The sequence below is a fragment of the Fructilactobacillus sp. X8R4C1 genome (genome assembly GCF_059900905.1).
On sequence record NZ_JBWXVJ010000001.1, the window covers coordinates 238,801 to 265,306 of the forward strand.

Sequence of the window (26,506 nt, forward strand, 5' to 3'; positions counted from 1 at the left end):
GATTATTTGAGAATCCAACTTAAAGATTGAGGAACGTGACGTGGGCTTCTGACGGCTTTAACACCGTGCTTTTTTAGGACGGCCGCGTTAAATTCATTGGGATTAAATCTGGTAAGCAAATGAAGTAACATAACGTAGTGCATGGTGATGTTTTTATCGTGGTAGTAGTGCGGTTGATTCACCTTGATGGCCACACATTTATACGTGATGGCGGCAACTGGTGCCGTCACGTAGATGTAAACTAAATCATCAACATGAATGTGAGTGGTTTGTTTCCACATGATGGTGCCGTTTTTGGCGAAGTCTTTTTCTAAGTCAAAGTATTTCGGATTGGCGGGGATGAGCCACTTCGTTCCCGTGTTGTCTGGAACGTAGTCGAAACATTGCTGCGCAATGTTTTTTAAGATGGCAGTGTATTTCTGCTTGATGGTGCTGGCAAAGCCACCCTCTGGATTAGCGACCCGGAAGTTCGTATATTCGGCGTGATAATCATCGTCGATTACCTTTCCACTGACCTCGCCATTTTGCTTAACGGTAATGGTGACCGAAAAGTTGATTTGTGGGAGATGAGTGGTGTACGTTAGGACGTTGTTTTGTTTCCTAAAGCCAAAACGAATCAGTTTAGAAACGTCGGGTTTTAGATTAGTAAAGAGTTGTTCTTCGATTTTCATGACGATCTCCTTATGGTTAAAGGCGTGACAGAAAAGTATGGATAGAAGGGATACGCAAATGCGGATTGGTTTAAATCAGTTTCATGGATTAAAAGCGGTGATTGGCTCAGAGTTTGACCAATATTTAACGGACCATTTGGCAAGAAAACGGGTCAGAGGTTTAGTGGTTAATCAGGAAGATTCCGAGACGACCGTCCTGGTCACCACTGGGAATGAACTGATGATTTTTAGGAACGCAGCTGGTACCTTCTCAGACAACCGTTATCCTCAAGCCATGATTGAAAAGATGACGTTTGTAAGTGGCATTCCCAACGGTGCCCTGAAGTTTCAGATTAAAAATCAAAAGTTTAACTACCAAAACGTTGGATATGGACGTGTCTACGATTTTACGCAGTCCATTTTAAAACGAAAGCTGACGGCTGCCAAATACGACCATACGATGCGGGGTGAAAGTAATTACCTCACAAACGTTGACCACGGAAAAGAAGTGGACCGCTTGCGAGTCGCCAGGCAGACCGGCCAACTGAGTCAGAATGAATACGACGATTTAAACGGCTCAATTTCAAAGGCCGGAAAGTAGGGAAGTGATGAAATGAGAACCTACCGGGTTGATAAAGAGATTGAGTTGCGTCTTCCTGACCATCCAGAAGACGCAAAATTGGTCTATCAGTTAGTAAAAGACTCACGTACCACCCTTTCAAAGTGGTTGCCATGGGCGGATGCGATGCAATCAGTTGCCCAGGAGCAGCAATTTTTACACCAAACTTTAACCCATTATCGGTTAGGAAAGTCAGTCAACTTATTAATTATTTATCAGGATCAAATTGTTGGGATGATCAGTTTTAATTCGTTTGATCGTGACCAAAAAAGCACGGAGATTGGCTATTGGCTGGGTAATCAATTTACCGGAAAGGGGATCGTTTACCGGGCGCTTAACTTCATGATTAGCTTGGGTTTTCGTGATTATCAGTTGAATCAGATCCACATTAAAGTGGCCGTTGATAATAAGCGGAGTAATGCTGTTGCAAAACGTGCTGGATTTCGGCTGGAACGAGTCATTACCAATGGAATTGTCATTAATGGCGTAGGCCATGACGAAAATGATTGGGTGAAAAATCGCAACGAATCTAAAGTTTGAGACACCGCACGCATTAGGTCATTTAGATACGTGATAGCGACGCATTCAAGCTGAATGTACTATACTAATAGTGTAATGCTTTAATTACAGTGAACTTTTAAATAATAACTACCAAGTGTTTAGTACGGTGAGGCGATTAAAATGGAATTTAGATACGCAAGCGGTGTGCCAGCTCATGTTAGTACGGTAACTTCAGATCTTTTTAAAGCGGCTTCTGATCCCAAGGTGATTTCATTAGGTGGTGGAATGCCAGCTCCCGAGTTGTTTCCGGTTTCAGAGATCCAAAAGGCCGCAAACCAGGTTTTTGAACAGTATGGGCAAACGGTTCTGCAGTACTCGCAGTCGCTTGGTTACGAAAAACTAAGACAGCAGATTGTGGCCATTATGAAAGAACGCCACGTTAATACGACGGTTGCTAACGTTGGGATCGTGACGGGGTCGGAACAGGCCATTGACATTGTTTCCAGGATGTTGATTAATCCGGGTGACGTGGTTTTGACCGAGGATCCAACCTACCTCTCAGCCATCGACGTTTTTAAGTCCTATGGTGCCAAAATCGTTGGCATTCCCATGAACGAGGACGGGATGGAGACAGATGCCTTAGAACGGTTAATCAAAAAATACCCGCAGGCCAAGTTTATCTACACGATTCCCAATTTCCAGAATCCAACCGGACGGACCATGACGGAAGAACGGCGAAAAAAATTAGTTCAGATTGGTAAAGAGGCGGGGATTCCAATCCTAGAAGACGACCCGTATGGTGCCATTCGTTACGCAGGGAAGTACTTACCACCACTCAAACACTTTGACCACGACGGTGGTGTAATCTATCTGAGCTCTTTTTCCAAGATTTTAGCACCAGGACTCCGTTTAGGGTGGATTGATGCAGCGTTAAACTTTATGGACAAGTTTATCCTGTTTAAACAAAATGCCGATTTACATACGGATAACTTAACCCAGTACATCGTGTCCCAGTACTTAGATGACGTGGATATTAACGACCACATCAAGAAGATTACCGATACCTATGAGCATCGGGCTAATCTGATGATGGACTGCATTGATAAGTACTTCCCAAAGAACGTGCGCCACAGTCATCCTGAAGGTGGGATGTTCATCTGGGTTGAAGTTCCCGGAGTGAACACGGAGGAACTGTATCAGACTTGTTTAAAAAACAACGTGGTGTTTGTTCCTGGGTCCTCCTTTTACGCGGGTAAGGTAAAACCAGGGACCTTCCGCTTAAATTTCTCCAACATGAATGACGATGAGATCGATGAAGGAATTAAACGGATGGCAACGGCCATTTCACAGGTATTAAATAAATAAAAGACTAAAATAGCACCTAACTCATGTGAGTTAAGTGCTATTTTTATTTGTCCAGGGAAGCTAGACTCGTTGACTTTTGGCCCAACTGCTTCTCAAGTTGTTTTTCCCGGTTCAATTCATGATTATAGTGGTAATCTTTTGGATTAACTGGCTTAAAGCCCTTGGGATGATAGAAACGCAACAGGTTATCCTTGTTTAACTTGTCCGACAGTTCCAGTTCAGTGTTAACCTTATTCTGATTTTGGTTAATCTGGGATTGTTGCTGCTTATCCGGATGAATTGGTCGTTTGGTCTTATTATCGTAAACCGTGCCGTTCGTGGAGGTGGACTGTGGTGAGACCCAGTCACGGTTTCTAAAGGCAACCACCTGGTCGTGTTGCTTGGAGAAGAGGTCGGTTCCAAACTGAACGTATGGCGTGGAATTAATTCCGAGAAGATGGAGAACCGTTGGTAACACGTCGATCTCACCGCCGTACGTGTGGTGGATTTTCCCACTGGTGGTTCCTGGCATGTTGATCATAAACGGAACTTTTTGGATTTGGCTGTGGTCAAAAGCGTTCCAATCGTTTGGTTTGACGCCTAAAAGCGGTGCCAGACTACGTTCATCCTGGTCCATTAAGCCATAGTGGTCACCGTAGATGATGATCATTGAGTTTTTGTCGAGTCCCGTCTGATGGAGATAGTCATAAAATTCTTTGACGGACTGGTCAAGGTAGTGAGCGGTGACAAAGTAGTTATTGACCTCCGGATTGTCAGTACTGGTGGTCTTAAAGTGCATCTGCTTCTGGTCTTTTTGGTCCAGAACGTACGGGAGATGATTGGTGACCGTTAAATACTTGACGTAAAAGGGCTGTTGAAGGTTCTCTAAGTACTTGTTGGAATCTTGAAACAGATACTTGTCCTTTAAGCCCATGCCTTCGGTCCGATCGCCCTTCATGTTGTAGTCCTTGGAACTAAAGAAATATTGAAAGCCAAGCCGTTTGTAGGTGTTGTTACGGTTGTAGAAATTGGCGTCGTTACCATGGAAAACGGCGGACGTGTAGTTTTGCTGCTGTTTCAAAATAGCGGGAGCCGCCTGAAAGGTATTGTCGTTTCCGTATTGAGAGAACAAGGAGCCCTCAGGAAGTCCGTACGTGCTGGTTTCAAGCATGTTTTCGGCATCGGCCGTTCGTCCCTGTCCCACTTGGTGATAGAAGTTGTCAAACGAGTTGGTCGACTGACTATGGTAAATTTTATTCAGAAAAGGCGTTACCTCCTTGCCGTTAACCTTTTTGTCGATCAAGAACTGTTGAAAACTCTCTAGGTGAATGACAATCACGTTTTTACCGCGTGCTTTGCCGTACATTTCGGGATTCGGGGCAGCGTAGTGTTTTTTCGTAAAGCCTAAAATGTCATTTAGATCTGATTTCTTAGCGGTCGAACGCGCGATGTTGGTCTGAATGGACTTGGTCCAGTCGTAGACGGTGTAGTTGTCGATTCCAATGTATCTGACGATATCATTTTGTTTACTTTGCGTACTTGACTGGGCGAATAGGTTGGGATTATCGACGTGGGTAAGAAAAAGGTTGAGAAACAAAAAGATAATTCCGACCAGGGTGGTTAGTAAGCTAAACCTAAGCTTCAAAGGCTTTTTGTCGATTTTAATAACACGAAATGCCAGTAACAGGATAATCACGATTAAATCAAGCCAGTATAAGGCGTCCCATTTGTTGATGAGGGCGGTCGCACTGGTAATTAACCCACCGTTTAAGTTGGAATGACCGGTTGTCATCGTGTCGGCGGTCATAAAGCCCAGAAAACCCCGGAAGTAGACGATGTTTATGTACAGTAAGACGGTGTTTAAGAAGTCAATGAAGATGATAAAGGGATAAAAGAGCTTCGCGGGCTTGAAATACAATGCCAGACTCAGCGTAATGATGATTGCGGCCAGCGGATTGATCAGTAAAATGATGTGCTGCATGCGACTCGCTGGGATGAGGTAAAAGACGTGGTAGTAAGCGTAGAGGGTCTTGAACCAGAACAGGATCACTAACAGGAGAAAGAAGCCCATTCTGGTATTAAAAAGGTTGAGAATTTTCTTAATGGTTTTCAAATTGAACGTTCCTTTGTAAGAATTTATGTAATTTATCACATAGGAAACATCTTATCACATTAAGAATTAGCAAAGCAGAATAAAAAAGCTTCAAATGGCTGATAGACACGCCACTTGAAGCTTTTTATTAAGATTTATTTTTGAAAATCCTGCATCATTTCATCCACCACACCTTGAACACTCTTGACGTCGTGAATGTTGTTGATACCAACGTCAGTGGAAATCACACCGTCATCAAGTTTGCCGTCAAGCATGGCAGGACGAACGCCACCGGCCTTGCGGGTTTGTTCATAGGTGTCTTTGACGCCATTTTGAAACTCCTTGGCCCACTTATCAGCTAGCGGATTCTTGATTGAACGTTGGTTAGAAGAGACTAGTACTACGTCATCAACCGTCGAGTCGATGATTTTTTGTTTGGCAGCGGCTGAAGTCCGGTTTTCGTCAGTCACAATGAACCGAGTTCCTACGTAGACTCCTTGTGCTCCAAGGGCAAGGGCAGCGCGTACACCACGAACGTCCGTGATGCCACCAGCGCCAACGACGGGAATGGAGACGGCATCCACAATGCGCGGAATAGTGGTAAACGTTCCAAGGCCGGTCGTTGGAATGATGCCACCTTCGTCGTAACCAGTGGCAATCAAGATGTCGACGCCTAATTCTTCGGCTCTTTGAGCGCCCTTAACGGACGGATTAAGTTCGCGAAAGATTAAGGTACTCCCTGAATCCTTGATTTCTTTAAAAAGTTTTGGATTGATGACACCAGAAATGATGAAGATGTTAACCCCAGCGTCAAAAGCAGCTCTAAAGGTCTTATCTGGGTAGTCAAACTCATCTTCACTTCCGACAATCATGTTGACGGCAAAGGGATTGTCGGTGAGCTGTTTGGCTTCTTTAATCTGCCTTTTCAGCGTTTCAGTGGCATCTTGAGTGGGACTAGTCTTGCCAGCGTTTGGGCCAAACGTCCCGAGACCACCAGCATTTGAGACCGCGGCGACAAACTTAGCGTCAGTTAGCCAGTTGAGTGACGCCTGAATGATTGGATACTTAATTCCAAGCATTTTAGTTATTGGACTTGTTTTCAATTTAATTACTCCCTACTTATTATTAGTTAGTTATATCTTACATTTTAGTTGAAAGTTAGCTTGAAGCAAACTAAAACGATTTGTGATTAATATAATGACATTCAAATTAATCTGTAACTCGTCTGAAGCTGGCTAGTTACCGGTACCACGCGACGCTTAAAAATTAATCATGATTTGAATCGCTCTGCCCGTATAATGGCAAGTGTTGCAAAAAGGAGCGAAATTATGAAAAAAGGAAAGCTGAAGCGTTGGCACAAAGTTACGATTGCCATCGTAATTACCGTGATTATTTTAATCTTTGTGGGAACCTACTTCCTGTTTAACTTCGCGTTTAAACGGGGTGGATACAGTACGCAGGTCGGCGAAAAGGTTAACACCACTTGGATTAAAGAACAAAAGCCCCAGATTTGGCACCAAACGAACAAGGGTGGCCTAAAACTCACGGCTTACTACTTACCAGCTAAGCAAGCGACGAATAAGACCGTGATCGTAATCCACGGTTACGGAAGTACTGGGCACAAGATGAATAACTACATTAGAATGTTTCATGACGATGGTTATAATGTTCTCGCACCCGATGACGAATCATTTGGGCGCAGTCAGGGGGAATATGCTGGTTATGGATGGAAAGATCGGTCTGACATTGTGACCTGGATGAACATGATTAACCAGAAAATATCGAATGGAAGACTTGGCATGTTTGGTGTCAGTATGGGAGCGGCTGCCGTTCTCTTTACCCTGCCAAAGGTCCCGCACAACGTTGACTTTGCGATTACCGACTGTGGTTATAACAGTATCTATGATGAGTTGAAATATGAACTGGGAACGTTGTTTCACCTGCCGACCTTCCCAATTCTGCCCATTGCCCGCATCTACGGTGATGTTTTTGCCAAGTACGACTTCTACGATGCCGACACGAAGCAGACGTTAGCGCATAATCAAATTCCACTATTCATCATTCATGGCAATGCCGATAAGTTTGTTCCTGTTAAAGACGCCTATATCAATTATAAAAACGACCACGGTCCTAAGAAATTGTGGATTGTGAACCACGCGACACACGCCGATTCTTTGAACAAAGAGGGACAGGTCTACGTTAATAAGACCAGGGCGTTCGCTGAAGAGTATTTTAAATAAACAAAAAAACTAGCAAATTATATTTATAAATAATTTGCTAGTTTTGATTCAGAAGCTAAGGGCATAACACTAGTGACTAATAATTTAATGTTTTTTTCCATGATTCTCTTTCGCTCTATTTAAGAACCTATTTAGTTTTATTCCTAAGCGGATACACAAGTATAGTACTAAGATAACTAGTAAAATTAGAAGTACTGTTAACAACAAAGTACCAATCATAAAGAATAAATCAAACCAATTTATCATTTAATTTCCTCCCTTAAATAGAATAATCTAAGTATTACCAAAAATCCAAAAGAAAAAACCCTGGCTTCGCTGAAGAAGTCAGAGCAATTAGGAAGATTCGGCTAGTTAAGTTGACAGTATATTAGTTTTTGGATGCCTGACGCTTGTGAGTTATCGAGGTTTAAAAAGTATCTATATTAGTTAGGGAGTCCGATAAAAATGTTTCTCAACTAGTCGATGAAAGGAGTATATCACCAAAATAATAAAAAGAGACTAATTATGATTTTGAAATAATCATTAAACAAGAGTTAGGATAGCGGAAGTGATTGGCACGGATGAGCTTGGCGCTGGTCTAAAGTTTTTTTGAGCCAAAATTAGGCCTAAGATAAATTTCGTAAACGATTAACTAAACGTGATGGGTGGCGTTTTGGCAGTAAATCTTTCATTATTACTTTGAGTGGGTTTTAAACGACATCTGGTAAGGCATTTGGCCGTGTTATTCTTTAGTCGCTCCAAAAAAGATACTTTCACAATGCTTCCTACTTCTGGAGCACACATAGCTTCAAACTCCAAAAAATGCTGCTTCTCAGAAGTGGCACTTTTTATTTATTAGACAAAAACCGGCTAAGCATGGACTTAGTCGGTTACAGATATTATTCAAATTTGGCGTGGACCATGTAGCGTTTTTTACTTGGGTCCACTTTTTTGTTTAAGATGTCGTACATGAGTTGCGCGGCGTATTTTCCCATGGTGTATGCGTCTGTCCTGATACACTTCGTTTTTGGCTGAATTAGGTTAACGATGTTGGAACTCACAAAACCAGTGATGTTTGGAATCTTGTCGCGGTCAATAATGTTGTTACGCAACAACCGGGGCAAAAAGCTTAACAACCACTTTTCCGTTAGGCAGAAAATCAGACTGTTGGGTTGCTTTTTTAATTGGCGAACGATTTCATGATAGGCACGATGAAGTGACGTTTTGGAATAACCGGGCTTGACGATTGTAATATCAGGTTCGGCATAGACGTATTTAATCCCAGCAACACGCTCTCTGACGACCTTCATCTCGCTTTCAGCGTTAGTAACCAAGATTAACTTGGAAAGCCCCAGGTTGTTTTTAAAGTAGGCGGCGGCTTTCTGAGAAATCGCAAAGTTGTTGATGACGATGTTATAAAAAAAGCCATCGTTAATGGATTTATCGGTCAAAATAACGGGGAAACGCGGTTTTAAAAGTTCGGCAATGTCCTTGATGTGGCTGTTGACCGGATGAATGATGGCGCCCCTGATGAGGCTGGTATCTAAGGCTAGAAAGAGGTCGCGTTCGTTTTTGTACTTACTAGCGGAATTAATCAGCAAGGGGATGTACTTGTAAATGGACAGTTGGTCCTGGATTCCTTCAAACATCCTGATTGAAAAGGGATCCTCGATGTCTGACACTCCTACCGCAATGATGCTCCCACTGTCATTTTGGCGGCTTAAGCCACGTGCCATTGAGTTAGGAACGTACCCGAGGTGTTTGATTGATCGCTTAATGCGATTTGCCGTGTTCTTGGACATTGAGTTCAGATGGTTGTTTAAGAACCGTGACACGGTGGCCGTTGAAACTTTGGCGTGTTTGGCAACTTCTCTAATGGTGACTCGTTTTTTGTTCATTTCTCATTTCCTCAAATTTTATTTCATAACTGCTAACTGCATGGAATTATCATATCTAATAAAATTATAAAAAGCAAAACGATCTCAATTAAGATTGAAATTAATGTTATTGTTGTTATAAAATTGAGAAAACGGTTAACCGAGCATGCCTGTATGAGGATTAATAAGAAACATGTTTATTTTAAAAAATAAACATGAAATCAATTGAAGTGTTGGTATGACAGGCAACGGGACCATTATTTTTAACCGTTCTTAAAGATTAGTGGGATTGTTTACAGTTTGAATAACATGTATCGCTTGTAGAAGGGGTCAAGAAGTTTGAGTGACTTTAGCTGTAATTGATCAACTTAATTTAAACAATTTGCGCAAACGCTTAACCACTTAATTAATCAGATTTTTACGCCATAAAAGGCCGTTATTTATGAAATAACTTGTGGAATTAAAGATTGAGAAGGTGGTTTCATCTCTATAATTAAAGATAAATCAAGTTTCGTTTGCGGGAATTTTGAATGTGAGAAAAGTATTTCATATTAATCAAAAATAACTAATAACAACAACTTAGATTGTCGTATGTATACATGTCAGGCCACAAGTATTGAGGGATATAAACATAAATAAATATTAAACACATAATGATAAAAAGATCCTGGCGGTTTCTTTAATATCAAATGAGTTAATTTTCGGGTGGGCCATTTCGGAATTAATACTTGTGGAAGATGTATATCAATCACCGACAATTGGGCATTTATGGCCTGATTGTTTTAATAGTAGGATTGCTGTCACTGATTAGTTTGGTAGCGATTGTTGGAGTTTTTTCGGTTTGCGCGGGGTGGTGGGAAATGCATTGCTTAAGCAGGTTTCACGGCCAATAACACTCCCAGTAACAGGTGGAATCTGCGAGACATTTGAGCGAATTGACGGGTTAGTCAATGGTGCTGGTATGCAAAAGAAGAAACGAAAGTAGTCAGAAGCAAATTAAGTCACGATTACGTAGTTCTACTGAATAGTGGTATCTAACGAAATAAGTCGAAAACTAATAAGTCACATTATATGTAAGACACTCTAACGTTAGGTATCCAAAAAAGGAACTCCCAAGTCGAAAGATTTGGGAGTTCCTTTTTTAGTTATATTTATTTTATAGCGTTCTTTAAAACATTTTGAGCCACAAAAGTTGCGTATTTTGGGGCTCCTTGATTATTTGGATGGGCTTGATCGGAGTATAACCAGTTCGGATGCTTATTGATATAATCATTCCAATCAATGATGTACAAGTTTTTATACTTCTTTTGCGAGTCTTTCAGCATGGCATTCACTGAATTTTGCCAAGTTTCAGTTGGAATGTGGACGTTAATCCAGAAAACGTGACGCTTAGGACCAGCAATCTCCATAATTTGTTTCATCGTTTCCGGTGAAATGTTACCGTTTGTCCCCAGTCCAATGACAACGTTTTTGCCTAGTAGTCCTTGATTGGCTAAACTTTTAATATCAGGGACGGCAGCGGCTGGTTGGCGTGAAACTTGGGCATCAATGTAGAAACGCGGGAAAATCTTCTGTAAATCGTCATGACCAGCTAACATAACTGAGTCACCCACTGCAGTTCCGGACAGATTTTGAGCTTCTTTTACCTGTGCAGCAGTTAAGCCATTTTTTTCTAATTGGCTTTGGTCTTTGGTAGATCGTTTAACCTTTTTACCACTCTTGATTTCTTTAGCGAGATTTTTGTTATTTTCTTTTTCGGTTTTGGCGTTCTTTTGAATTTTATTGGCAAGCTGAGTGTGATTAGCCTGTTTAGGATTAATGGTAGTGGATTGAAGAATACCAATTCCACCGATTATTGCAAGTACACTGAGAATGATTTCACGTATTTTGGTGTGACTCATGAATTCAATTAGTTTACTAAAAAGGATTTTGTAGTCATATTTGCCAAATGGAACTTCAACAAAGCGATACGATATCTCGGAAATACCAATAATCAATAGAACTTCAATAATGGCATATAACAACTGATGATTGGCAACATTTTTGAATTTATCCTCGAAAAGGATAAAGACAGGCAGCTGATAGACATAAATTTCATAACTTCTGGAACCAATCCAATCAAAAACGGGATTGGTCATCAGCCAGTTCCAATGACTAATGTTTGAGAGAATGGCCCACATAATCAGAACGGTAAATAGTGAGAACAGTACCATTCCACCATGATACAAAAATGTGGATTGAGCTCCTACCGTAAATATCAACCATACCATTCCAATGACACCGATTAGTCCAACGACGTCAAAGAAGGTCCTTTGGCCTTGATCGGAGTTTCTAACGATTCGATTACTGGGCCACACAATTGCTAAGGCAGCTCCAAGTAAGATTGAGAACATCCGGGTATCGGTCCCGTAGTAAACTCGGCTTGGATCAGTGCCAGGCTTAAATAAGATTGCCATCAGGATTGCTGATAAAACGGATAAGCCAATAGCAACAAAGAAAATGCTCTTCTTGTTTAAAAAACCGTGTTTGTTTCTGTTGAAAAGATACAGCAACAAAACGACAATTAAAGGCCAGAATAGGTAGAATTGACCTTCAATCGCAAGGGTCCACAAGTGGGTAAAGGGCGATTCAGACCCAGCAAAATTTTGAAAGTATGATTGTCCATTAGCAATTTCATACCAGTTATAGACGTACGTTAAATTGGTAACGACACTTTGCCACAAATTGGCCAGTAAATTTCGTTGAAATAATGTGATATAAGTTGCTGTAGCAAATAACATCACGATTAAGGTTGGGTATAAACGTTTTAATCTTTTGTACCAGAAGTGACCATACCGAAAATGTCCAGTTGATTCATATTCGTTAATTAAATGGTCGGTAATTAGGTATCCTGAAAGAGTCAAAAATACTGGAACACCTAAGTAGCCACCACTAAAGATATTTTGATTGAGATGGTAGAGAATAACACAAATAACTGCTAGTGCTCTAAGTCCTGTGAAGCCAGTGATAAAACGATTTTTTGCCATATTTGTTTCCATTATTAAAATTCCCTACTAATTCAATGCTTACTAATTCCGACTTAAAAAGACTGTCAAACAACATTATTTGACAGTCTTTTCACCTACAATTGATTAAGTTAACTTAGTGTCTAAAATGATGTGCTTTTCTTACGCGATACCAGACAAAAGCTCCAATTCCGACAATTAGAATGACAATAATACCACTGATCATCCATCCAGTGTGATCTTTCTTGGTTGATTTGTGGTTCCGCTTGTCTCTTTTAGTCTTTTGGTTCTTGTCATTATGATGCTTATTCTTCTGCTTTTGCTGGTCTTTGGTTTTATTTTGATTGTTACGATTTTTAGTAGCTTGTTCTTTATTTTGTTGCTTAGATTTATTTGCTTGATTAGGTTCGTTACTGTTAACGGTTTGTCCTTGGTTATTATTTGCTTGAGAATTACCGTTTTTATTTATCGCTGCGTTTCCGCCACTTGAACCGTTATTCTGTCCGTTTGTGGTCGTGCCGTTTGAAGGAGATGTTGCGTTTCCACCTTGATAATTCCCACTTTGCTGTGGCTTATTGAGTGGTTGGTACGCAATGGTGACCGTCATTGACTGACCAGCAGCTGGATAGGTGTTACCACCGTTATCAGCTCGGTTGCTTCCGGCAACGTAGCCGGGAATGTTTGGAACGTCGTTTGATAGGTCAAGCATACTGTTAGGAGCACCATAGATAACTTTACTGGCACGAATTGGTTGACCAGTTAAAGCATTGACGTACTGGACGACAACTTGACCTTGCGCAGTACCTGCCGCTACATTTGAGTTAGCGTGGACCACGTTTGGATGGGTTACAAACAGTCCACCGGCAAACATGGTAGTACCGACTAGAAGTGAAAGAACGATTTTCTTGATATTCATAATAACCATCCTCGTTATGTATTTTGATATAAAATCCAAGGATAAGTATACATCAAAATAGGGGGGTAACTAGTACAATCATCAAAAGAACCATTTCCAATTTTAGTGGAAATAGCTCTTTTTTAGTCATAAGCTACTTACCTTTTTAAATCATTAAGGTTATCGGGGTATTCACAAAGAAAAGAAAGGTCACTTTAAAATGCTCTGGGTCTTCCGGGATAGGTTGAGTCATACAGATTTCAATGATTGAGAGATACATATTGACGCAAAATTCACATGAAAGATTGGTAGAAATATTTTTGTTGTTTGATGACGATTTGTTAAAAATATTTTTCATTGCCCATTCCTTGTAACGCTTTTTTAAAAATTCAGTCCAATGACCACGTAGATTGGGATTATAGAGAATTTTTAAAATCTCTCTTTTATCGTATAAGGCAGGTAGTAAATAATCGGCAATCAACTCAAATGGAGAACGCTCGGTATTGCTGGGGGGGGGTAGCCATGGCCTTTAGGCCACTGATAATTGGATTATCTACTTCACGTTCGATATAAACCAAGATGTCGTCGATACTATTGAAATTATTATAGAAAGTTCCTCTGGACAAGTCAGCCTTTTGGATTACATCGGTGATTCTGATTTCATAAAGTGGCTTTGTGACAGATAACTCTAGAAATGCTTGTGCAATTAAGTGTTTCGTGTTTAAAGCAATCACGGTACCGACTCCTCAAATATTAAGATTTAGTTAAGAATATTATTGTTAAATAATATACATTATGTCTAAATGATAATCACTTTTATGACGAATGTTCAACCCTAAAAGCCGATTATGACAATACTTAGACACCTTGTTCAAAAATTGGGAGTTTGTAAATAATAAAACAAATTGTTAATTTTTAATAAAGCCACTCGTGCCTTTTTGTAATTTTTTTCTAAAACGGAGTGGGAAATACAAAAAGGGGATGTTTTATGTTGATTAACGATTCTAATTTTGAGGTAAAGGTAGATGATGAAAAGTTAATGGAATGGCGTAGTTCCCTGTTGTATTTGAATAATTGCGTTAATTCAAGAGTTACTTTGCTGTTTAGAAACTAGTTTTGAAAGGAAGATTAATGATGGAATTTAATAAAAAGAACGTTCTTAAAGGATTATTACTTAGTTCATTAGCACTAGGAGTATTTGTGACCGCTAACACCGCTTCAACGAATGCTTCAACCACGACTGGCAACCAAGTTAGTTCGTCAAAAGTTAGTAACAAAAAGGTTATTACCATTCAATGGGGTGATACGGTATCTGGATACGCTCAAGAGTACAACAGTACTGTAAAGGACATTGCCGACGCCAACCATTTACAAAATGCTAACCTGATTTACGCTGGTTCAAAGATTGTGATTCCAGTGAACTCCCGTAAACCTGGCGAAAGCATTTATGCCGGTTGGAACAACCTCCAAAATGGTGCTGGAAACGTCCAAGCTCAACCAGTTGTTGGAGCTAGTCAGAAAGCCGGAGTTAAGGGCCAAAATTCAGCAGCAACTGCTCAAACTCCTGCTGCAAATACTAAAAAGACCACTGGTAACGTAACAGCAGCTAGTGAAAAAGTGGCTGGTAAGACGGGCTCTAACACCCAAGTTTCAACTCAATCACAAAAGAATAACGGAACAAGTCAAAGTACTCCGACCACTCCAACTTACAACGGTGGTTCAGTAACACCATCACAAAATGGCGGAAGTACCAGCAATGGCAATCAAACTACTCCCTCAAATAACAGTGGGCAGGTAGCACCATCAAAGGGCGGAAACACTACTCCAGTTCCATCAACTAATAATGGTGGTTCAACTACCCCGTCACAAAACGGAGGTTCTACAAGTAATGGTGGTTCGACCAGCAATGGTGGAAGCACAACTCCATCCAATCCATCTAATAACGGTGGAAACACTAACAACGGCGGCCAAGTAACTCCACCCGCTAACAACAACGGTAGTGGAAGTACTGGCAATGGTGGCTCAACTACGCCTACTAATCCGTCTAACAACGGTGGCTCAACAAATAATGGAAGCAATACACCAAAACTAGCTTTCACTCCTGATGAAGCTGGTGTCAGAGCTGCTTTACAAGCTAAGGTAGCTTCATTTGGCAAGCCACAAGTTGATCCAAATCCAAATGCTGGTCATTTATCTATTAATGGGAGTGTTGATGGAGATGTATCCATGATTACATCCGATCAACAGTTAGCTGATTTGTTGTGGGATAACAGTAATGCATCATTGATCCAAAATTCCTTGAGTTTTATCACGGCATTAAACTTACAAAATGTTTCCGTTAATGTTGTAAATGGTAAAGTCCACGCATCATTCACATTGGCAGTTTCTGAATCATAATTTCAATAATTAATTTTCAACAAAAAAATACTACAATTTTGGGAGTTTAAAAATATTATGGAAAATCACAATCATTTTTGCCCGTATTGTGGCAAACCCATTGAGGGTGACCCTGACTTTTGTCCGCACTGTGGACGTAAACTGATGGGTCCGACTAATTCCAATAATCAGGGGAATCAAACTAAGGGAGAACATACCTTTCAGAATGCTTCTCAGTCAGTTAATCATGCCTTTGAAAATGTTTCTAAAAAGATGAGTCAAAAAACGAGGCACGAGATTAAAGCTAGTTGGGTTAGTATTGCTGCCATCGTTGCTGTGGTTGTCGTGATATTTGGTGTTGGATTTGGAATCTACCACGATCAACGGACTCATCTTAGCGGAACTTATACACATAATACCAATCTCTTAATTACGAACGTGAAGAGTAGAGTTACCTTTAAAGGCAACGGTTTTACTGAAGATGACGGCAAAAAGGGAACTTATAAGATTGATGGTAATAATATTGAGTTGACCGAAAAGAATAATGGCAAAAACAGTACGGTTGAGGGAAAGTTATCTGATAATCGGAAGTCGTTAGATGTGATGGGGATGAAATATACCAAAGATGAAAAATGATAAAAAACAAGCTAATCATCACAGTTGGTTGACTTGGATTGTGATGTCGATTTTAGTGCTGCTGTTACTTGGAATTGGAGTTTATACCAATTATCGAAATCATATTGATGGCACATATTCTGCTGATGGTAAAAGTGTACCGGCCAAAATGAAGCTGAGTTTTACGTTTAAAGGAAATTACTTTACCCAAATGGGCGATAAAAAAGGTTCCTATGAAATTAAGGACAACCAAATTAAGTTGACCGAAGAAAATGGGAAGCACAAAGCTAAAACGGCTGGACAAATATCACATGATAGAAAGTCATTTAAGTTGATGGGAGTTCAATATACCAAAGATGAATAATGATAAAAGATTTTGTCCCAATTGTGGTAAGCCGATTAGTGGTGATGCTGAGTTCTGTCCTAACTGTGGCTATCGGTTAGCCAATTCGACCAGTAGTGGTGCTACTTCTGAAAATCATAAGGGAAAAACAAACGGAAAGAAGTTTAATTGGATTATTTCGGCATTATTATTAGTTGGAATAGTTGGATTTGCCATCTATTCTTCTTATGTAACTCAGCTTAGTGGGACTTATACGGATCGTAATAATAATTTGGCTGTTAAAGTTAGACCGCGATTTACGTTTAAAGGAACCAATTTTACTGAACAAAATGGTCGAACTGGAACCTACACTATTGATGGGAATAAGATTAAATTTTCTGAAAATGATGGTACTACTGGAACTGGAAGACTTTTCAACAATAAAAAATCAATTAAAGTTTCGGGGGAGACGTATATAAAAGATGAAAACTAAAAAAGTTATGTTAATGGGCATTGCCGCCCTGAGCGTTCTAACCCTTGCTGGATGTGGCGCTTCTAAAAATGACAGTCCTAAAAAGGAATCGTCGAGTGCTTCTAGTGTGGTTAAACACAAGCAAGAGAGGGCTCCTAAAAAGGTAACGACCAGTAAGTCTGATACTAAGACTGCAGCTCCTAAAGTGGCGGCAATGAACCTTAGTCAGATACAGTCCGGTGATTACAGTAGCATTGCCGGCCAGTGGAAAGAAGTCGGTCACATTGAAAATAATGTGGGTGGCTCTGGTACTCAAGGTCCAACTGTTCAACCTGGTGGAACGGACAACTTGAGTGTTACTAAAGATGAAATTTCAAACAGTGACATCAAGATGAACGCTAATTCGTTAACCGACAATAGTGGGTCACATTCATTAACTTATAAGGAAAATAACGGTTCGTTAGTTGCTTCACTTCAAGACGAAGACACACCAATTAATTGGTCGGTCAGTTTCTTTCCAAAGGGAACCACAACTTCCTATACGTCTAACGGCAAAACCAATGACACTGATATGATTGTGGTTTGGACCAGTAATAACAATCACACGGTGGTTTATGGACGGACTAGCAACTAAGGAAGAGATAAATGAACAATAAAATAAAAATACCCGGCAAATATAAATTATTTGAATTTACCGGACTTCCAGATTTTGCGCATTCTGAAAAGGGCAAGGAAATTACTAGGAATTATGTTCAAACTGAATCACAAGACGGCACTTACCTGGTGCTTTTAAACGTCGCTAAATGGATAATGATTGTTTTAGGTTTCTTCTTTTTGGTGGCAGATGGTTTGGGAATTCTGTTCTGGATTCTAGCTTTTTTGATGCGTAAAAAAGGACTCTTTCCTAACATGGTGAGAAAAAACTTAGCCAATGCTAGAAAGACTTATTTGGATTATTACTATCAATATATGGATAAATTGATTAATAATTTAGTGGATCAATTAGGATTGAATGACAGTTTTTGGCGTAGCTTTAAAACTGATAATCAGGCCATTATTTATTACGATAAGGGATTTATGTATTTTGAATTGGATAAAGACCTGCTAGTAATCTACAACAAAGATAACATTAAAGAAGTCAGCCGTGAACGGGTTCATACTGGTTCACAGACCACTTCTAACTCTGGCACGGTTGGTGGGGCGATACCACTACAAATTAAAAATATTAACTTTGCGGTCGGTGGTGCTAGTACGACCACCAATGGAACGACGAGTGATGTCTATGAATGGCACTTTGATATTTTGACTAATTTTGCATTTTATCCGAAAGTTTCATTTGTATTGCCAGATTCTCAAGCAATTGAAGACTTCATCGGCAAGGCGTATGCGGTGTTGAGACCGTAATCAGTAAAAAAGATCCTCACTAAAAGTGAGGATCTTTTTTGTATATTTATTTTTATTGATACTCAATGGTTGCCGGTGGCTTCCCGGTGATGTCGTAGAGTACGCGGTTAATCCCGGGAACTTCATCGACGATTCGTGATGAGACCTTACTCAAGACGTCCCACGGAATTTCCGCAAATTCAGCGGTCATCCCATCAACGGAATTAACGGCACGAATGTTGATGGCCTCGTCATAGGTTCGTTCATCACCCATGACACCAACGGTCCGAATCCCAGGAAGGGCAGTGAAATACTGCCAAACCTTCTTGTCCAGACCGGCATTTTTGAACTCGTCGCGTAGAATGGCGTCAGAATCTCTGACCTTCTTTAATCGTTCGGGAGTCACGTCACCGATAATGCGGATGGCGAGACCTGGACCGGGGAAGGGTTGCCGCCAAACCATCTCGTCTGGCATTCCCAGTTTTTCACCGATTTCTCGGACCTCATCCTTGAAGAGTTTGTTTAATGGTTCAATTAACTTGAACTTGAGGTCTTTAGGTAGTCCACCAACGTTATGGTGCGACTTAATCGTTTGGGCGGTATCCGTTCCGGATTCAATCACATCAGTGTATAAAGTACCCTGTGCCAAGAAATCAACGTCCTTGAATTTGCGGGCTTCCTTTGAGAAGGTGTCGACGAATTCTTTCCCGATGATTTTACGTTTCTTTTCAGGATCGGTGACGCCCTTTAGTTTGGATAAGAATTCGTCACTAGCATCGACAAAGTCAATGTTTAAGCCAAATTCATCGCCCAAAGTGTGTAAGACCTGTTGGGCTTCATTCTTTCGCAACAGACCGTGGTCAACGAAGACGGAGATGAGTTGGTCCCCAATTGCCCGGTGTAAGAGAACGGCGACCACACTGGAATCAACTCCGCCAGAGAGACCCAGTAAGACGCGTTTGTCGCCAACTTCTTCCTTGATGTTTGTAATGGCATCTTCAATGAAGTCGTCCATTGACCAGTTATCCTTAGCGTGGGCAATATCAAAGACGAAGTTGTGTAGCATTTGGTTCCCCTGTTTTGTGAGGTTAACTTCGGGATGAAATTGGACGGCATAGATGTCTTTGTCAGGGTCTTCCATGGCAGAAATGGCACACTGTTCACTAGTGGCAGTTACTTTGAAACCGTCTGGCACTTTGGTCACAAAGTCTCCGTGACTCATTAAAACGGTTTGATCGGGGTCAAGTCCCTTAAACGTGCCAGAATCATTACTTGTGACTTTGATTTCAGCGGGACCGTACTGACTGTCGTCAGCGGTGGTGGTTTGACCACCCTTTAGGTCGTGGGCCAATAGTTGCATGCCGTAACAGATTCCTAAAATCGGAATGCCCATGTTTAAAATCTCAGGGTCGACGTCGAGGGCGTCTTTGCCGTTGACACTGTTGGGACCGCCAGAAAAGATGATGCCCTTAGGGGCGATCGCTTTTATTTCTTTGGCAGTGATGGTGTGTGGTTTTAGTTCTGAATAAACGCCCATGTCACGAATACGACGGGTGATTAATTGGTTGTATTGACTCCCAAAGTCGAGAACTAAAATCTCATCATAATCACGTTTTTTTGTACCAGTTGCCATCAAATTCCTCCTATTTATCGATTGAATAGTTTGGTGCGGATTTGGTGATTTGCACATCGTGGGGATGTGATTCGCGTAGTCCTGCATTAGTAATTCTAACAAATTGAGCGTTATTAATTAAGTCGGAAATGGCGTGAGAGCCGGTGTATCCCATTCCAGAACGAAGGCCACCCGCAATCTGAAAGAGAACGGTTGAGACGTCACCCTTGTATGGGGTTTGACCCTCAATTCCTTCTGGAACGAGTTTCTTTTCTTCTTTGACCTTGCCTTGAAAGTATCGGTCAGAAGAACCATTTTCCATGGCTGCCAGTGAGCCCATGCCACGGTAAGCCTTGTACTTCTTGCCATCAGCACCCGTATAAACGTCTCCAGGAGCTTCCGTTGTACCTGCCAGCATACTTCCTAGCATGACGGCACTGCCGCCCGCTGCGAGCGCCTTAACGATGTCTCCGGTGTACTGCATCCCACCGTCAACGATGATTTGCTTGCCGTAATCGGCGGCCACCTGGGCGGCATCGAAGGCAGCGGTAATTTGGGGAACTCCCACACCGGCCACGATCCGGGTGGTACAAATTGAACCGGGACCAATGCCGACTTTGGCAATGTCAACACCAGCGTCAAAGAGGGCTTTGGCACCAGCACCGGTCGCAATGTTTCCGGCAATCAAAGTTTTGTCTGGGAACTTGTTTCTGATTTCAGCGATTTTTTCTAATACACCCTTGGAATGACCGTGGGCGGTATCGATGATGACGGCGTCTGCCCCGGCATCAAATAATAATTGAGTTCGATCGAAGGTATCGTTAGTTACCCCAACGGCCCCCGCTACTAATAAATGACCATTGTCATCAACTGCAGCGTTGGCACCGGTAACTTCAGCATTTTTAACCGTTTTAACTTCAGCTGCTTGCTTTTTAGCGCTCATGTTTTTGTGAACTACGCCGAGTCCACCGTTTTGAGCCATCGCAATCGCTAAAGGTGCCTCTGTGACAGTATCCATACTTGCGCTTAGAACGGGTAGGTTTAATTTTAAGTTTTTACCTAAGGTCGTTCTTAAGTCAACTTGGTTTGGTAACACGTCACTTGCTGCAGGAATTAAGAGAACATCGTCAAATGTTAATCCTTGTTTCCCGAATTTATAATTCCAATCCTTCATCGTACTCCTCCTATTGTTCAGTTTTATATAAATTGTTAATAGAATACCATAAAAAACGTTGCAACATCAATGACAACTCGAACAATTTTTCTTTGGTTAACTTTAATCATATGTAGTTGGCGCTTGACTGATTTATAAAGACGGACAAGACAGAGTAATTCAATAATGGTAAAATCTACGTATATCTATTTGACAGAATTTTAATTAAACAATTAATAGAAAGATGGGAATATTATGGATGACAAATTTAAGAAAGTGCGAGGGATGTCAGACATTTTGCCTGATGAGACCAGTGTTTGGCAACGAATCGAAGATACGGCGCGGGACGTTTTCGCTCGATACGACTTTCATGAAATGCGCACTCCGCTAGTTGAGAAAACCCCCGTCTTTACCAGAACTTCTGGTGATAGTTCGGATATCGTCACCAAGCAGATGTACAGTTTCCAGGATAAAAGTGGACGAGATATCTCACTAAGACCGGAAGGGACCGCTGGAGTGGTCCGTTCCTTCGTTGAAAATAAGCTCTTTGGACCAGAACATCCCAAGCCCGTTAAGGTTTTCTACATGGGAGCGATGTTTAGATACGAACGTCCAGGGGCCACTCATAATCGGGAATTTCATCAGATTGGGTGTGAATCAATCGGAGCTACCAGTCCCCAGATTGATGCTGAAACGATTGCGTTAGCCCTAGACATCTTCAAGGGCGTGGATATCAACGATTTAAAGGTTGAAATCAACACGTTGGGTGACGAAGAGAGTCGGAAACGTTACCATGACGTCCTAGTAGCTTACTTCTCAAAGTATGAGGACCAATTAAGTGAAGACTCCAAACGGCGCTTAAAACAGAATCCACTCCGGATTTTGGACAGTAAGGACAAGGGGGACCAGCAGTTGGTCGCTGACGCTCCGAAATTAGAAGACAGTTTAACGGATGAATCCAAGCAGTACTTTAATGATGTTTTATCGGCCCTTGATGCTTTAGACATTCCGTACACCGTTGACGATCGGTTGGTTCGGGGTCTTGATTATTACACCGATACGGTATTTGAAATCATGGCCAAGGATCCAAGCTTCGGGGACGATTACACCACGATTTGTGCTGGTGGTCGTTACAACCACATGGTAGAAGAGTTTGGTGGACCAGAAGATACCGGAGGCGTTGGCTTTGCCTTTGGTGAGGAACGGTTGGCAACCATCGTGAACTCTAACGATGACAGTGATTCGATTGACTACTTCATTGCGACCGACGTGAAAGATAAGGAAGCTGACGTTAAGAATCAGATTCTTGATAAGGCCCTAAAAACCGCTGAAGACTTGCGTAACGACGGGAATTCCGTTGAAGTCAACTTTCAGAGTCGAAGCATGAAGAGTCAGATTAAAGAAGCCAAGAAATTAAACAGTAAAAACATTATGCGAATGGATTAATTATCAAGAGGAGGGCGAATAATATCGCCTTTTTCTTTTAATTCAAGATGAAAGAAGTGAGGATTTGAGTAGTAAAAAAGAAAAGGTCGGAACTATTGGTCTGACCGCGTTTGTACTATCAGCGATGGTTGGTGGTGGAATCTACGATTTGCCACAAAACATGGCACTCCATGCCGGCGCAATTGCCCAAATCATCGCTTGGGCACTATCCGGATTAATTATCTGGTTTATTGTGCGTTCGTTTATGACCCTATCGGAGGTTCGACCACAGTACACCACCGGGTTGTATCACTATGCGCACGCCGGCTTTGGCAACTTTACCGCCTTCTTTGTAAGTTGGGGGTACTGGATCTGTCAGTCGTTTGCCGTTGCCGCGTATTCGGTCCTCTTGATGTCGACGTTAAACGCGTTTTGGCCTGGGACGTTTACGGGTGGCAATAACTGGATCTCAATTATTGGCGGAACCATCGTGTTGTGGCTCATGACCTACCTGATTTTAAAGGGCATCCGGGTTACCAGTCACGTCGATGTGTTTGGAACCATCTGCATGCTGACGATTGTGGCGATCTTCATCATTACCATGATTGTGGTCTTCAACTGGCACGCCTTTACCACCAACATGTTGGCGTCTCAGACGTTGCCAAAGGTTGATGACAAGGCCATGGGCGGTTTGTTCTCCCAGGTTCGAAACGCCATGATGACCACGATGTGGGTCTTTTCTGGGGTTGAAGGAGCCGTGGTACTGTCAAGTAACGCCAAGAGTCAAAAGGACGTGCGTCAGGCCACTAAATACGGTTTCTTGATTTGTTTGGTTCTGTACGCCTTGGTTTCGATTTTGCCACTAGGCTTACGCAGTTACGGTCAACTGGCGAACCTGCAGAGTCCGTCAACTGGGGCCTTGATGCAGATTGTTTTGGGACCACTGGGACGATTAATCATCACCTTTGGCGTCATTGTCGCCGTCTTATCCAGTTGGTTGACGTGGGTCTTAGTTTTATCTGAAATGCCCCGAGCAGCCTCCATGGACGGAACCTTCCCGAAGTTCTTTAGAAAGATGGGCAAGAACAACGTTCCGATTCACTCGTTGTTCATGACGGTTGTCGTCATTCAGTTGATTATCATTTTTACCCATTTTGCGGGGCGGGCCTTTAATTTCACGCTGACGATCGTGGGAACGATGACGGTGCCACCGTACCTGATTTCGATGATGTACCTGTTCAAGATTAGTCGCAATGAGAAAACGTTCAATCCTGAAGGGCACAAACTATCCGTTTCTAGAAAGAGTGCCTATTTGGTTTCAGCGCTCGCAATTTTAGGAACCATCTTCATGGGCTACGCCGCCGGACTGGAATACCTGACGATTGCCTTCGTGATCTACGCTTTAGGAATCCCACTGTTTATGTACGCGAGAAAACAGTACGCACCGGGTCAACCAATCTTTGGTAAGTACGAACGCTACTTTGCCATTGCCATTCTAGTGGTGGCCGTCATTGGGGTCATCTTACTGATTCAACCGAAATTGTAATTAAATTTGGAAAAATTAAAAGACGATTGAACTTTCAGATAGTTCAGTCGTCTTTTTGATATTCATTAATTTTAGTTTAAATAGAAGCTGATAGGTGCTCCGTGGCTATCCTTACTAGCGGCATTTTGGTAAAATTATAAAATAACTAAATTTAAGTGGGGATTAATTATATGAGTTTTTTAGTCGATTTTGTGCTTCACATTGACCACCACCTAGTCACACTCGTCAACATGTTTGGCAATTGGACCTATCTGATCCTGTTTGCGGTTATCTTCATCGAAACCGGCGCCGTGATCATGCCATTTCTGCCGGGTGATTCACTCTTGTTTGCGGCCGCAGCCTTGGCCGCCGCTAGTACCAATGATTTAAACGTTTGGATTTTTGTGATTTTGTTCTTTCTGGCGTCCGCCTTGGGGGACTCACTGGATTTCTTTCTGGGAAGAAAAGTTGGCCTAGCCATTACTGACAATAAGTATTTGAGTCGGTTCATTAAGCCCAAGGATTTTGAGAAAGCCCATCAGTTCTTTGATAAGTATGGCTCATGGGCCATTCTGTTTGGTCGTTTCATGCCGATTGTGCGGACGTTTGTTCCGTTCGTCGCTGCCAGCAGTGACTACAGTTACCAAAAGTTCGTGAAGTATGACATTACCGCATGTGTGGCATGGGTCGCACTATGTTGTGGTGGCGGATACTTCTTTGGCAACATTCCGTTCGTTAAGGAACACTTTTCGGCCGTGATTTTATCAATTATCTTGATTACGTTACTTCCGGCTCTGATCGGATTAATTAAAACTCGTTTCACTAGCAAAAAGGATGCAGCTTAGACTGCGTCCTTTTATTTTGGGGTTTGAATTAACGTAAATCCTGTAATTCATGACTAATTTTTTTCGTTTGGGGATAAATTTGTTGATAGATTTTAAAAATCTTAGCGTATTTATCAGCGTTAGCGGCAATTGGTTCGTAGGTCTTACCGAACTTGATGAACTGATCGGCACAGGCGGGAAAGCCGGTGAACCAACCAAGTCCGACAGCCGCAATCATGGCTGCTCCAATGCCAGGTCCCTGTTCGTTTGCGAGGGTGATGACGGGTTTGTCGAAGATGTCCGCCTGCATTTGGGTCCAGACGGAACTTTTAGCGCCGCCACCAATGGAAGTAACGTGATCAATGGTCGCACCCATTTCGGCGTAAATGGTAAGGATATCTTGGAGACTGAAGGTGATCCCTTCCATCACGGCTCTAGTGAAGTCGCGTCGGACCTGGGTGCGGTCAATTCCAATGAAGCTCCCGCGAATTTGCGAATCAGCGTGAGGCATTCGTTCCCCTGCAATGTAAGGGGTAAATAACAGACCGTTGGATCCAATCGGAGATTTACCTGCTTCATTAGTCATCTCGGTAAAGTCTTCGTCTTTAACGAAGGTGTTCTTGTACCAGGTCAAAGAATCACCAGCGGCCAGCGTGACACCCATTGAATAGTAGGTGTTCGGAATGGAATGGTCTTCCATTTGCAGGCGACCACCATAGTCGGTTGAGAGGTCGACCTCATGATGTAGGACCACGCCCGAGGTTCCGACGCTGACCAGCGCGTTATTGGGTGACATGATGCCCGCTCCAACTGCTCCCGCTGAGTTGTCGGCGGCTCCACCGTAGACCTTGGTAATGGTTGACATATCGGCTTGATCGGCGAAGTCGGGGATGACGTTTCCCGCGTAGTCAATGGACTGAATTAGTGGCGGCAGGATTTTCTCGGGAATTCCCAAGGCCTTACAGATTTCGAGGCTCCACTTGTTATCGTGAATGTCTAAGAGGGTGGTTCCGGTAGCGTCAGAAAAGTCGACCGCAATGTTACCGGTCATTTTGAAGCGCAGGTAATCTTTTGGTAGGAGGAAGGTTTTTACTTTTGCCCAGTTCTCCGGTTCGTTTTCCTTGACCCAGAGCAGTTTGGTAATGGTAAAGCCCTCCAGTGGTTGATTACCGGTGATTTCGACGAATCGCTTCCCTAGTTTATCCTCAATCTCTTTGCGTTGTTTTGTGGTTCTGGTGTCGTTCCACAAGATGGCTGGTCTGATGACCTGATTATGCTTGTCTAACAAGACTAGTCCGTGCATTTGGCCCGAGAAACTAGCTCCACTAATGGACTCTGGATCAATATTGTCATCATTGACTAGTTTTCTGATGGCCGCAATCGTACCATTCACCCAGTCATTGGGATTTTGTTCACTCCAACCTGGTTTGGGATGCGGATTCGGATACTCCGTTGATTCTTGTCCCACAATGTCACCAAGCTTGTTGACAGCAGTGACTTTGACCGATCCCGTGCCGAGGTCGATTCCTAAAACGTTCTTTTCCATGTGTGCACCAACTTTCATAAATATACCTTGTAGTTACAACTCTTAATTTAA

The 26,506-nt window shown here is 42.1% G+C and carries 23 protein-coding genes; 13 read left to right on the forward strand and 10 right to left on the reverse strand.

The features are described 5' to 3' along the window. Window positions 1-2: 2 nt before the first annotated feature. Window positions 3-671: an MmcQ protein gene (locus AC6UDA_RS01070; RefSeq protein WP_500710519.1), complete on the reverse strand. Its 669-nt coding sequence runs from the start codon at window positions 669-671 to the stop codon at window positions 3-5. 58 nt (window positions 672-729) lie between these two features. Between AC6UDA_RS01070 and hdcB the strand changes: the two genes are divergently transcribed. The 3 genes from hdcB (at window position 730) to AC6UDA_RS01085 (ending at window position 3,135) form a co-directional block, all read left to right on the forward strand. After that, window positions 730-1,251 (forward strand): histidine decarboxylase maturation protein HdcB, encoded by a 522-nt coding sequence (gene hdcB / locus AC6UDA_RS01075; protein ID WP_500710522.1) that lies wholly within the window; start codon window positions 730-732, stop codon window positions 1,249-1,251. Between the two features lie 12 nt (window positions 1,252-1,263). Continuing rightward, window positions 1,264-1,809: a GNAT family N-acetyltransferase gene (locus AC6UDA_RS01080; RefSeq protein WP_500710524.1), complete on the forward strand. Its 546-nt coding sequence runs from the start codon at window positions 1,264-1,266 to the stop codon at window positions 1,807-1,809. A 141-nt stretch (window positions 1,810-1,950) separates the two neighbouring features. After that, entirely contained in the window at window positions 1,951-3,135 is a 1,185-nt protein-coding gene (locus AC6UDA_RS01085; RefSeq protein ID WP_500707653.1) for an aminotransferase-like domain-containing protein, read from the forward strand. A 43-nt stretch (window positions 3,136-3,178) separates the two neighbouring features. Here the strand turns inward: AC6UDA_RS01085 and AC6UDA_RS01090 are convergent, their stop codons facing one another. Beyond that, window positions 3,179-5,227, reverse strand: coding sequence for an LTA synthase family protein (locus tag AC6UDA_RS01090; protein WP_500710526.1), 2,049 nt, complete (start codon window positions 5,225-5,227; stop codon window positions 3,179-3,181). Between the two features lie 134 nt (window positions 5,228-5,361). Further along, window positions 5,362-6,309: an NAD(P)H-dependent flavin oxidoreductase gene (locus tag AC6UDA_RS01095; protein ID WP_500708337.1), complete on the reverse strand. Its 948-nt coding sequence runs from the start codon at window positions 6,307-6,309 to the stop codon at window positions 5,362-5,364. 225 nt (window positions 6,310-6,534) lie between these two features. Here AC6UDA_RS01095 and AC6UDA_RS01100 point away from each other — a divergent pair, with 225 nt between their 5' ends. Next, entirely contained in the window at window positions 6,535-7,446 is a 912-nt protein-coding gene (locus AC6UDA_RS01100; protein ID WP_500708338.1) for an alpha/beta hydrolase, read from the forward strand. Between the two features lie 878 nt (window positions 7,447-8,324). On the opposite strand, the gene AC6UDA_RS01105 is transcribed toward AC6UDA_RS01100, so the two are convergent. The 4 genes from AC6UDA_RS01105 to AC6UDA_RS01120 form a co-directional block, all read right to left on the reverse strand. Continuing rightward, window positions 8,325-9,323 carry a LacI family DNA-binding transcriptional regulator gene (locus AC6UDA_RS01105; protein WP_500708341.1) on the reverse strand — a complete coding sequence of 333 codons (999 nt, stop codon included), beginning with the start codon at window positions 9,321-9,323 and terminating at the stop codon, window positions 8,325-8,327. A gap of 1,130 nt (window positions 9,324-10,453) precedes the next feature. Beyond that, entirely contained in the window at window positions 10,454-12,340 is a 1,887-nt protein-coding gene (locus AC6UDA_RS01110) for an acyltransferase family protein (RefSeq protein ID WP_500710528.1), read from the reverse strand. A 103-nt stretch (window positions 12,341-12,443) separates the two neighbouring features. Further along, entirely contained in the window at window positions 12,444-13,223 is a 780-nt protein-coding gene (locus AC6UDA_RS01115) for a hypothetical protein (RefSeq protein WP_500710530.1), read from the reverse strand. Window positions 13,224-13,684: 461 nt separating this feature from the next. Next, window positions 13,685-13,936, reverse strand: a complete 252-nt coding sequence (locus AC6UDA_RS01120) for a TetR/AcrR family transcriptional regulator (RefSeq protein WP_500710532.1) — start codon at window positions 13,934-13,936, stop codon at window positions 13,685-13,687. A gap of 400 nt (window positions 13,937-14,336) precedes the next feature. Here AC6UDA_RS01120 and AC6UDA_RS01125 point away from each other — a divergent pair, with 400 nt between their 5' ends. Genes AC6UDA_RS01125 through AC6UDA_RS01150 form a run of 6 tightly spaced genes read left to right on the forward strand, consistent with a single transcriptional unit; the run spans window position 14,337 to window position 18,391 of the window. Then, complete coding sequence (locus tag AC6UDA_RS01125) at window positions 14,337-15,599, forward strand: LysM peptidoglycan-binding domain-containing protein (RefSeq protein ID WP_500710535.1); 1,263 nt, start codon at window positions 14,337-14,339, stop codon at window positions 15,597-15,599. A gap of 57 nt (window positions 15,600-15,656) precedes the next feature. Continuing rightward, entirely contained in the window at window positions 15,657-16,214 is a 558-nt protein-coding gene (locus AC6UDA_RS01130; protein ID WP_500710538.1) for a hypothetical protein, read from the forward strand. Next, entirely contained in the window at window positions 16,204-16,557 is a 354-nt protein-coding gene (locus AC6UDA_RS01135; protein WP_500707645.1) for a hypothetical protein, read from the forward strand. The genes AC6UDA_RS01130 and AC6UDA_RS01135 overlap by 11 nt, the downstream gene beginning before the upstream one ends. Further along, complete coding sequence (locus tag AC6UDA_RS01140) at window positions 16,550-17,008, forward strand: zinc-ribbon domain-containing protein (RefSeq protein ID WP_500707644.1); 459 nt, start codon at window positions 16,550-16,552, stop codon at window positions 17,006-17,008. Before AC6UDA_RS01135 ends, AC6UDA_RS01140 begins: the two co-directional genes overlap by 8 nt. Then, window positions 16,998-17,621, forward strand: a complete 624-nt coding sequence (locus AC6UDA_RS01145; RefSeq protein WP_500710540.1) for a hypothetical protein — start codon at window positions 16,998-17,000, stop codon at window positions 17,619-17,621. The genes AC6UDA_RS01140 and AC6UDA_RS01145 overlap by 11 nt, the downstream gene beginning before the upstream one ends. An 11-nt stretch (window positions 17,622-17,632) precedes the next feature. Beyond that, complete coding sequence (locus AC6UDA_RS01150; protein WP_500710543.1) at window positions 17,633-18,391, forward strand: hypothetical protein; 759 nt, start codon at window positions 17,633-17,635, stop codon at window positions 18,389-18,391. 52 nt (window positions 18,392-18,443) lie between these two features. Here AC6UDA_RS01150 and guaA read toward each other — a convergent pair whose 3' ends face one another. Beyond that, a complete protein-coding gene (gene guaA, locus AC6UDA_RS01155; protein WP_500710546.1) occupies window positions 18,444-20,003 on the reverse strand; it encodes a glutamine-hydrolyzing GMP synthase in 1,560 nt (519 codons plus the stop codon). A 10-nt stretch (window positions 20,004-20,013) separates the two neighbouring features. Further along, complete coding sequence (guaB, locus tag AC6UDA_RS01160; protein ID WP_500710549.1) at window positions 20,014-21,156, reverse strand: IMP dehydrogenase; 1,143 nt, start codon at window positions 21,154-21,156, stop codon at window positions 20,014-20,016. A gap of 234 nt (window positions 21,157-21,390) precedes the next feature. Here guaB and hisS point away from each other — a divergent pair, with 234 nt between their 5' ends. The 3 genes from hisS to AC6UDA_RS01175 all read left to right on the forward strand — a co-directional run bounded on the left by hisS (window position 21,391) and on the right by AC6UDA_RS01175 (window position 24,930). Then, a complete protein-coding gene (gene hisS, locus AC6UDA_RS01165; protein ID WP_500695457.1) occupies window positions 21,391-22,581 on the forward strand; it encodes a histidine--tRNA ligase in 1,191 nt (396 codons plus the stop codon). Window positions 22,582-22,645: 64 nt separating this feature from the next. Beyond that, window positions 22,646-24,106 carry an amino acid permease gene (locus AC6UDA_RS01170; RefSeq protein WP_500710551.1) on the forward strand — a complete coding sequence of 487 codons (1,461 nt, stop codon included), beginning with the start codon at window positions 22,646-22,648 and terminating at the stop codon, window positions 24,104-24,106. A 170-nt stretch (window positions 24,107-24,276) separates the two neighbouring features. Then, window positions 24,277-24,930 carry a VTT domain-containing protein gene (locus AC6UDA_RS01175; RefSeq protein ID WP_500710553.1) on the forward strand — a complete coding sequence of 218 codons (654 nt, stop codon included), beginning with the start codon at window positions 24,277-24,279 and terminating at the stop codon, window positions 24,928-24,930. A gap of 28 nt (window positions 24,931-24,958) precedes the next feature. On the opposite strand, the gene xylB is transcribed toward AC6UDA_RS01175, so the two are convergent. Beyond that, on the reverse strand, window positions 24,959-26,455 hold the full coding sequence (xylB, locus tag AC6UDA_RS01180) for a xylulokinase (protein ID WP_500710865.1): 1,497 nt from the start codon (window positions 26,453-26,455) through the stop codon (window positions 24,959-24,961). Window positions 26,456-26,506 lie beyond the last annotated feature (51 nt).

What these genes read in the sequence shown, in the direction of transcription:
- AC6UDA_RS01070 (WP_500710519.1), bottom strand. Translation starts at nt 671, where the DNA reads ATGAAAATCGAAGAACAACTCTTTACTAATCTAAAACCCGACGTTTCT.
- hdcB (WP_500710522.1), top strand. Translation starts at nt 730, where the DNA reads ATGCGGATTGGTTTAAATCAGTTTCATGGATTAAAAGCGGTGATTGGC.
- AC6UDA_RS01080 (WP_500710524.1), top strand. Translation starts at nt 1,264, where the DNA reads ATGAGAACCTACCGGGTTGATAAAGAGATTGAGTTGCGTCTTCCTGAC.
- AC6UDA_RS01085 (WP_500707653.1), top strand. Translation starts at nt 1,951, where the DNA reads ATGGAATTTAGATACGCAAGCGGTGTGCCAGCTCATGTTAGTACGGTA.
- AC6UDA_RS01100 (WP_500708338.1), top strand. Translation starts at nt 6,535, where the DNA reads ATGAAAAAAGGAAAGCTGAAGCGTTGGCACAAAGTTACGATTGCCATC.
- AC6UDA_RS01105 (WP_500708341.1), bottom strand. Translation starts at nt 9,323, where the DNA reads ATGAACAAAAAACGAGTCACCATTAGAGAAGTTGCCAAACACGCCAAA.
- AC6UDA_RS01110 (WP_500710528.1), bottom strand. Translation starts at nt 12,340, where the DNA reads ATGGAAACAAATATGGCAAAAAATCGTTTTATCACTGGCTTCACAGGA.
- AC6UDA_RS01115 (WP_500710530.1), bottom strand. Translation starts at nt 13,223, where the DNA reads ATGAATATCAAGAAAATCGTTCTTTCACTTCTAGTCGGTACTACCATG.
- AC6UDA_RS01125 (WP_500710535.1), top strand. Translation starts at nt 14,337, where the DNA reads ATGGAATTTAATAAAAAGAACGTTCTTAAAGGATTATTACTTAGTTCA.
- AC6UDA_RS01130 (WP_500710538.1), top strand. Translation starts at nt 15,657, where the DNA reads ATGGAAAATCACAATCATTTTTGCCCGTATTGTGGCAAACCCATTGAG.
- AC6UDA_RS01135 (WP_500707645.1), top strand. Translation starts at nt 16,204, where the DNA reads ATGAAAAATGATAAAAAACAAGCTAATCATCACAGTTGGTTGACTTGG.
- AC6UDA_RS01140 (WP_500707644.1), top strand. Translation starts at nt 16,550, where the DNA reads ATGAATAATGATAAAAGATTTTGTCCCAATTGTGGTAAGCCGATTAGT.
- AC6UDA_RS01145 (WP_500710540.1), top strand. Translation starts at nt 16,998, where the DNA reads ATGAAAACTAAAAAAGTTATGTTAATGGGCATTGCCGCCCTGAGCGTT.
- AC6UDA_RS01150 (WP_500710543.1), top strand. Translation starts at nt 17,633, where the DNA reads ATGAACAATAAAATAAAAATACCCGGCAAATATAAATTATTTGAATTT.
- guaA (WP_500710546.1), bottom strand. Translation starts at nt 20,003, where the DNA reads ATGGCAACTGGTACAAAAAAACGTGATTATGATGAGATTTTAGTTCTC.
- guaB (WP_500710549.1), bottom strand. Translation starts at nt 21,156, where the DNA reads ATGAAGGATTGGAATTATAAATTCGGGAAACAAGGATTAACATTTGAC.
- hisS (WP_500695457.1), top strand. Translation starts at nt 21,391, where the DNA reads ATGGATGACAAATTTAAGAAAGTGCGAGGGATGTCAGACATTTTGCCT.
- AC6UDA_RS01175 (WP_500710553.1), top strand. Translation starts at nt 24,277, where the DNA reads ATGAGTTTTTTAGTCGATTTTGTGCTTCACATTGACCACCACCTAGTC.
- xylB (WP_500710865.1), bottom strand. Translation starts at nt 26,455, where the DNA reads ATGGAAAAGAACGTTTTAGGAATCGACCTCGGCACGGGATCGGTCAAA.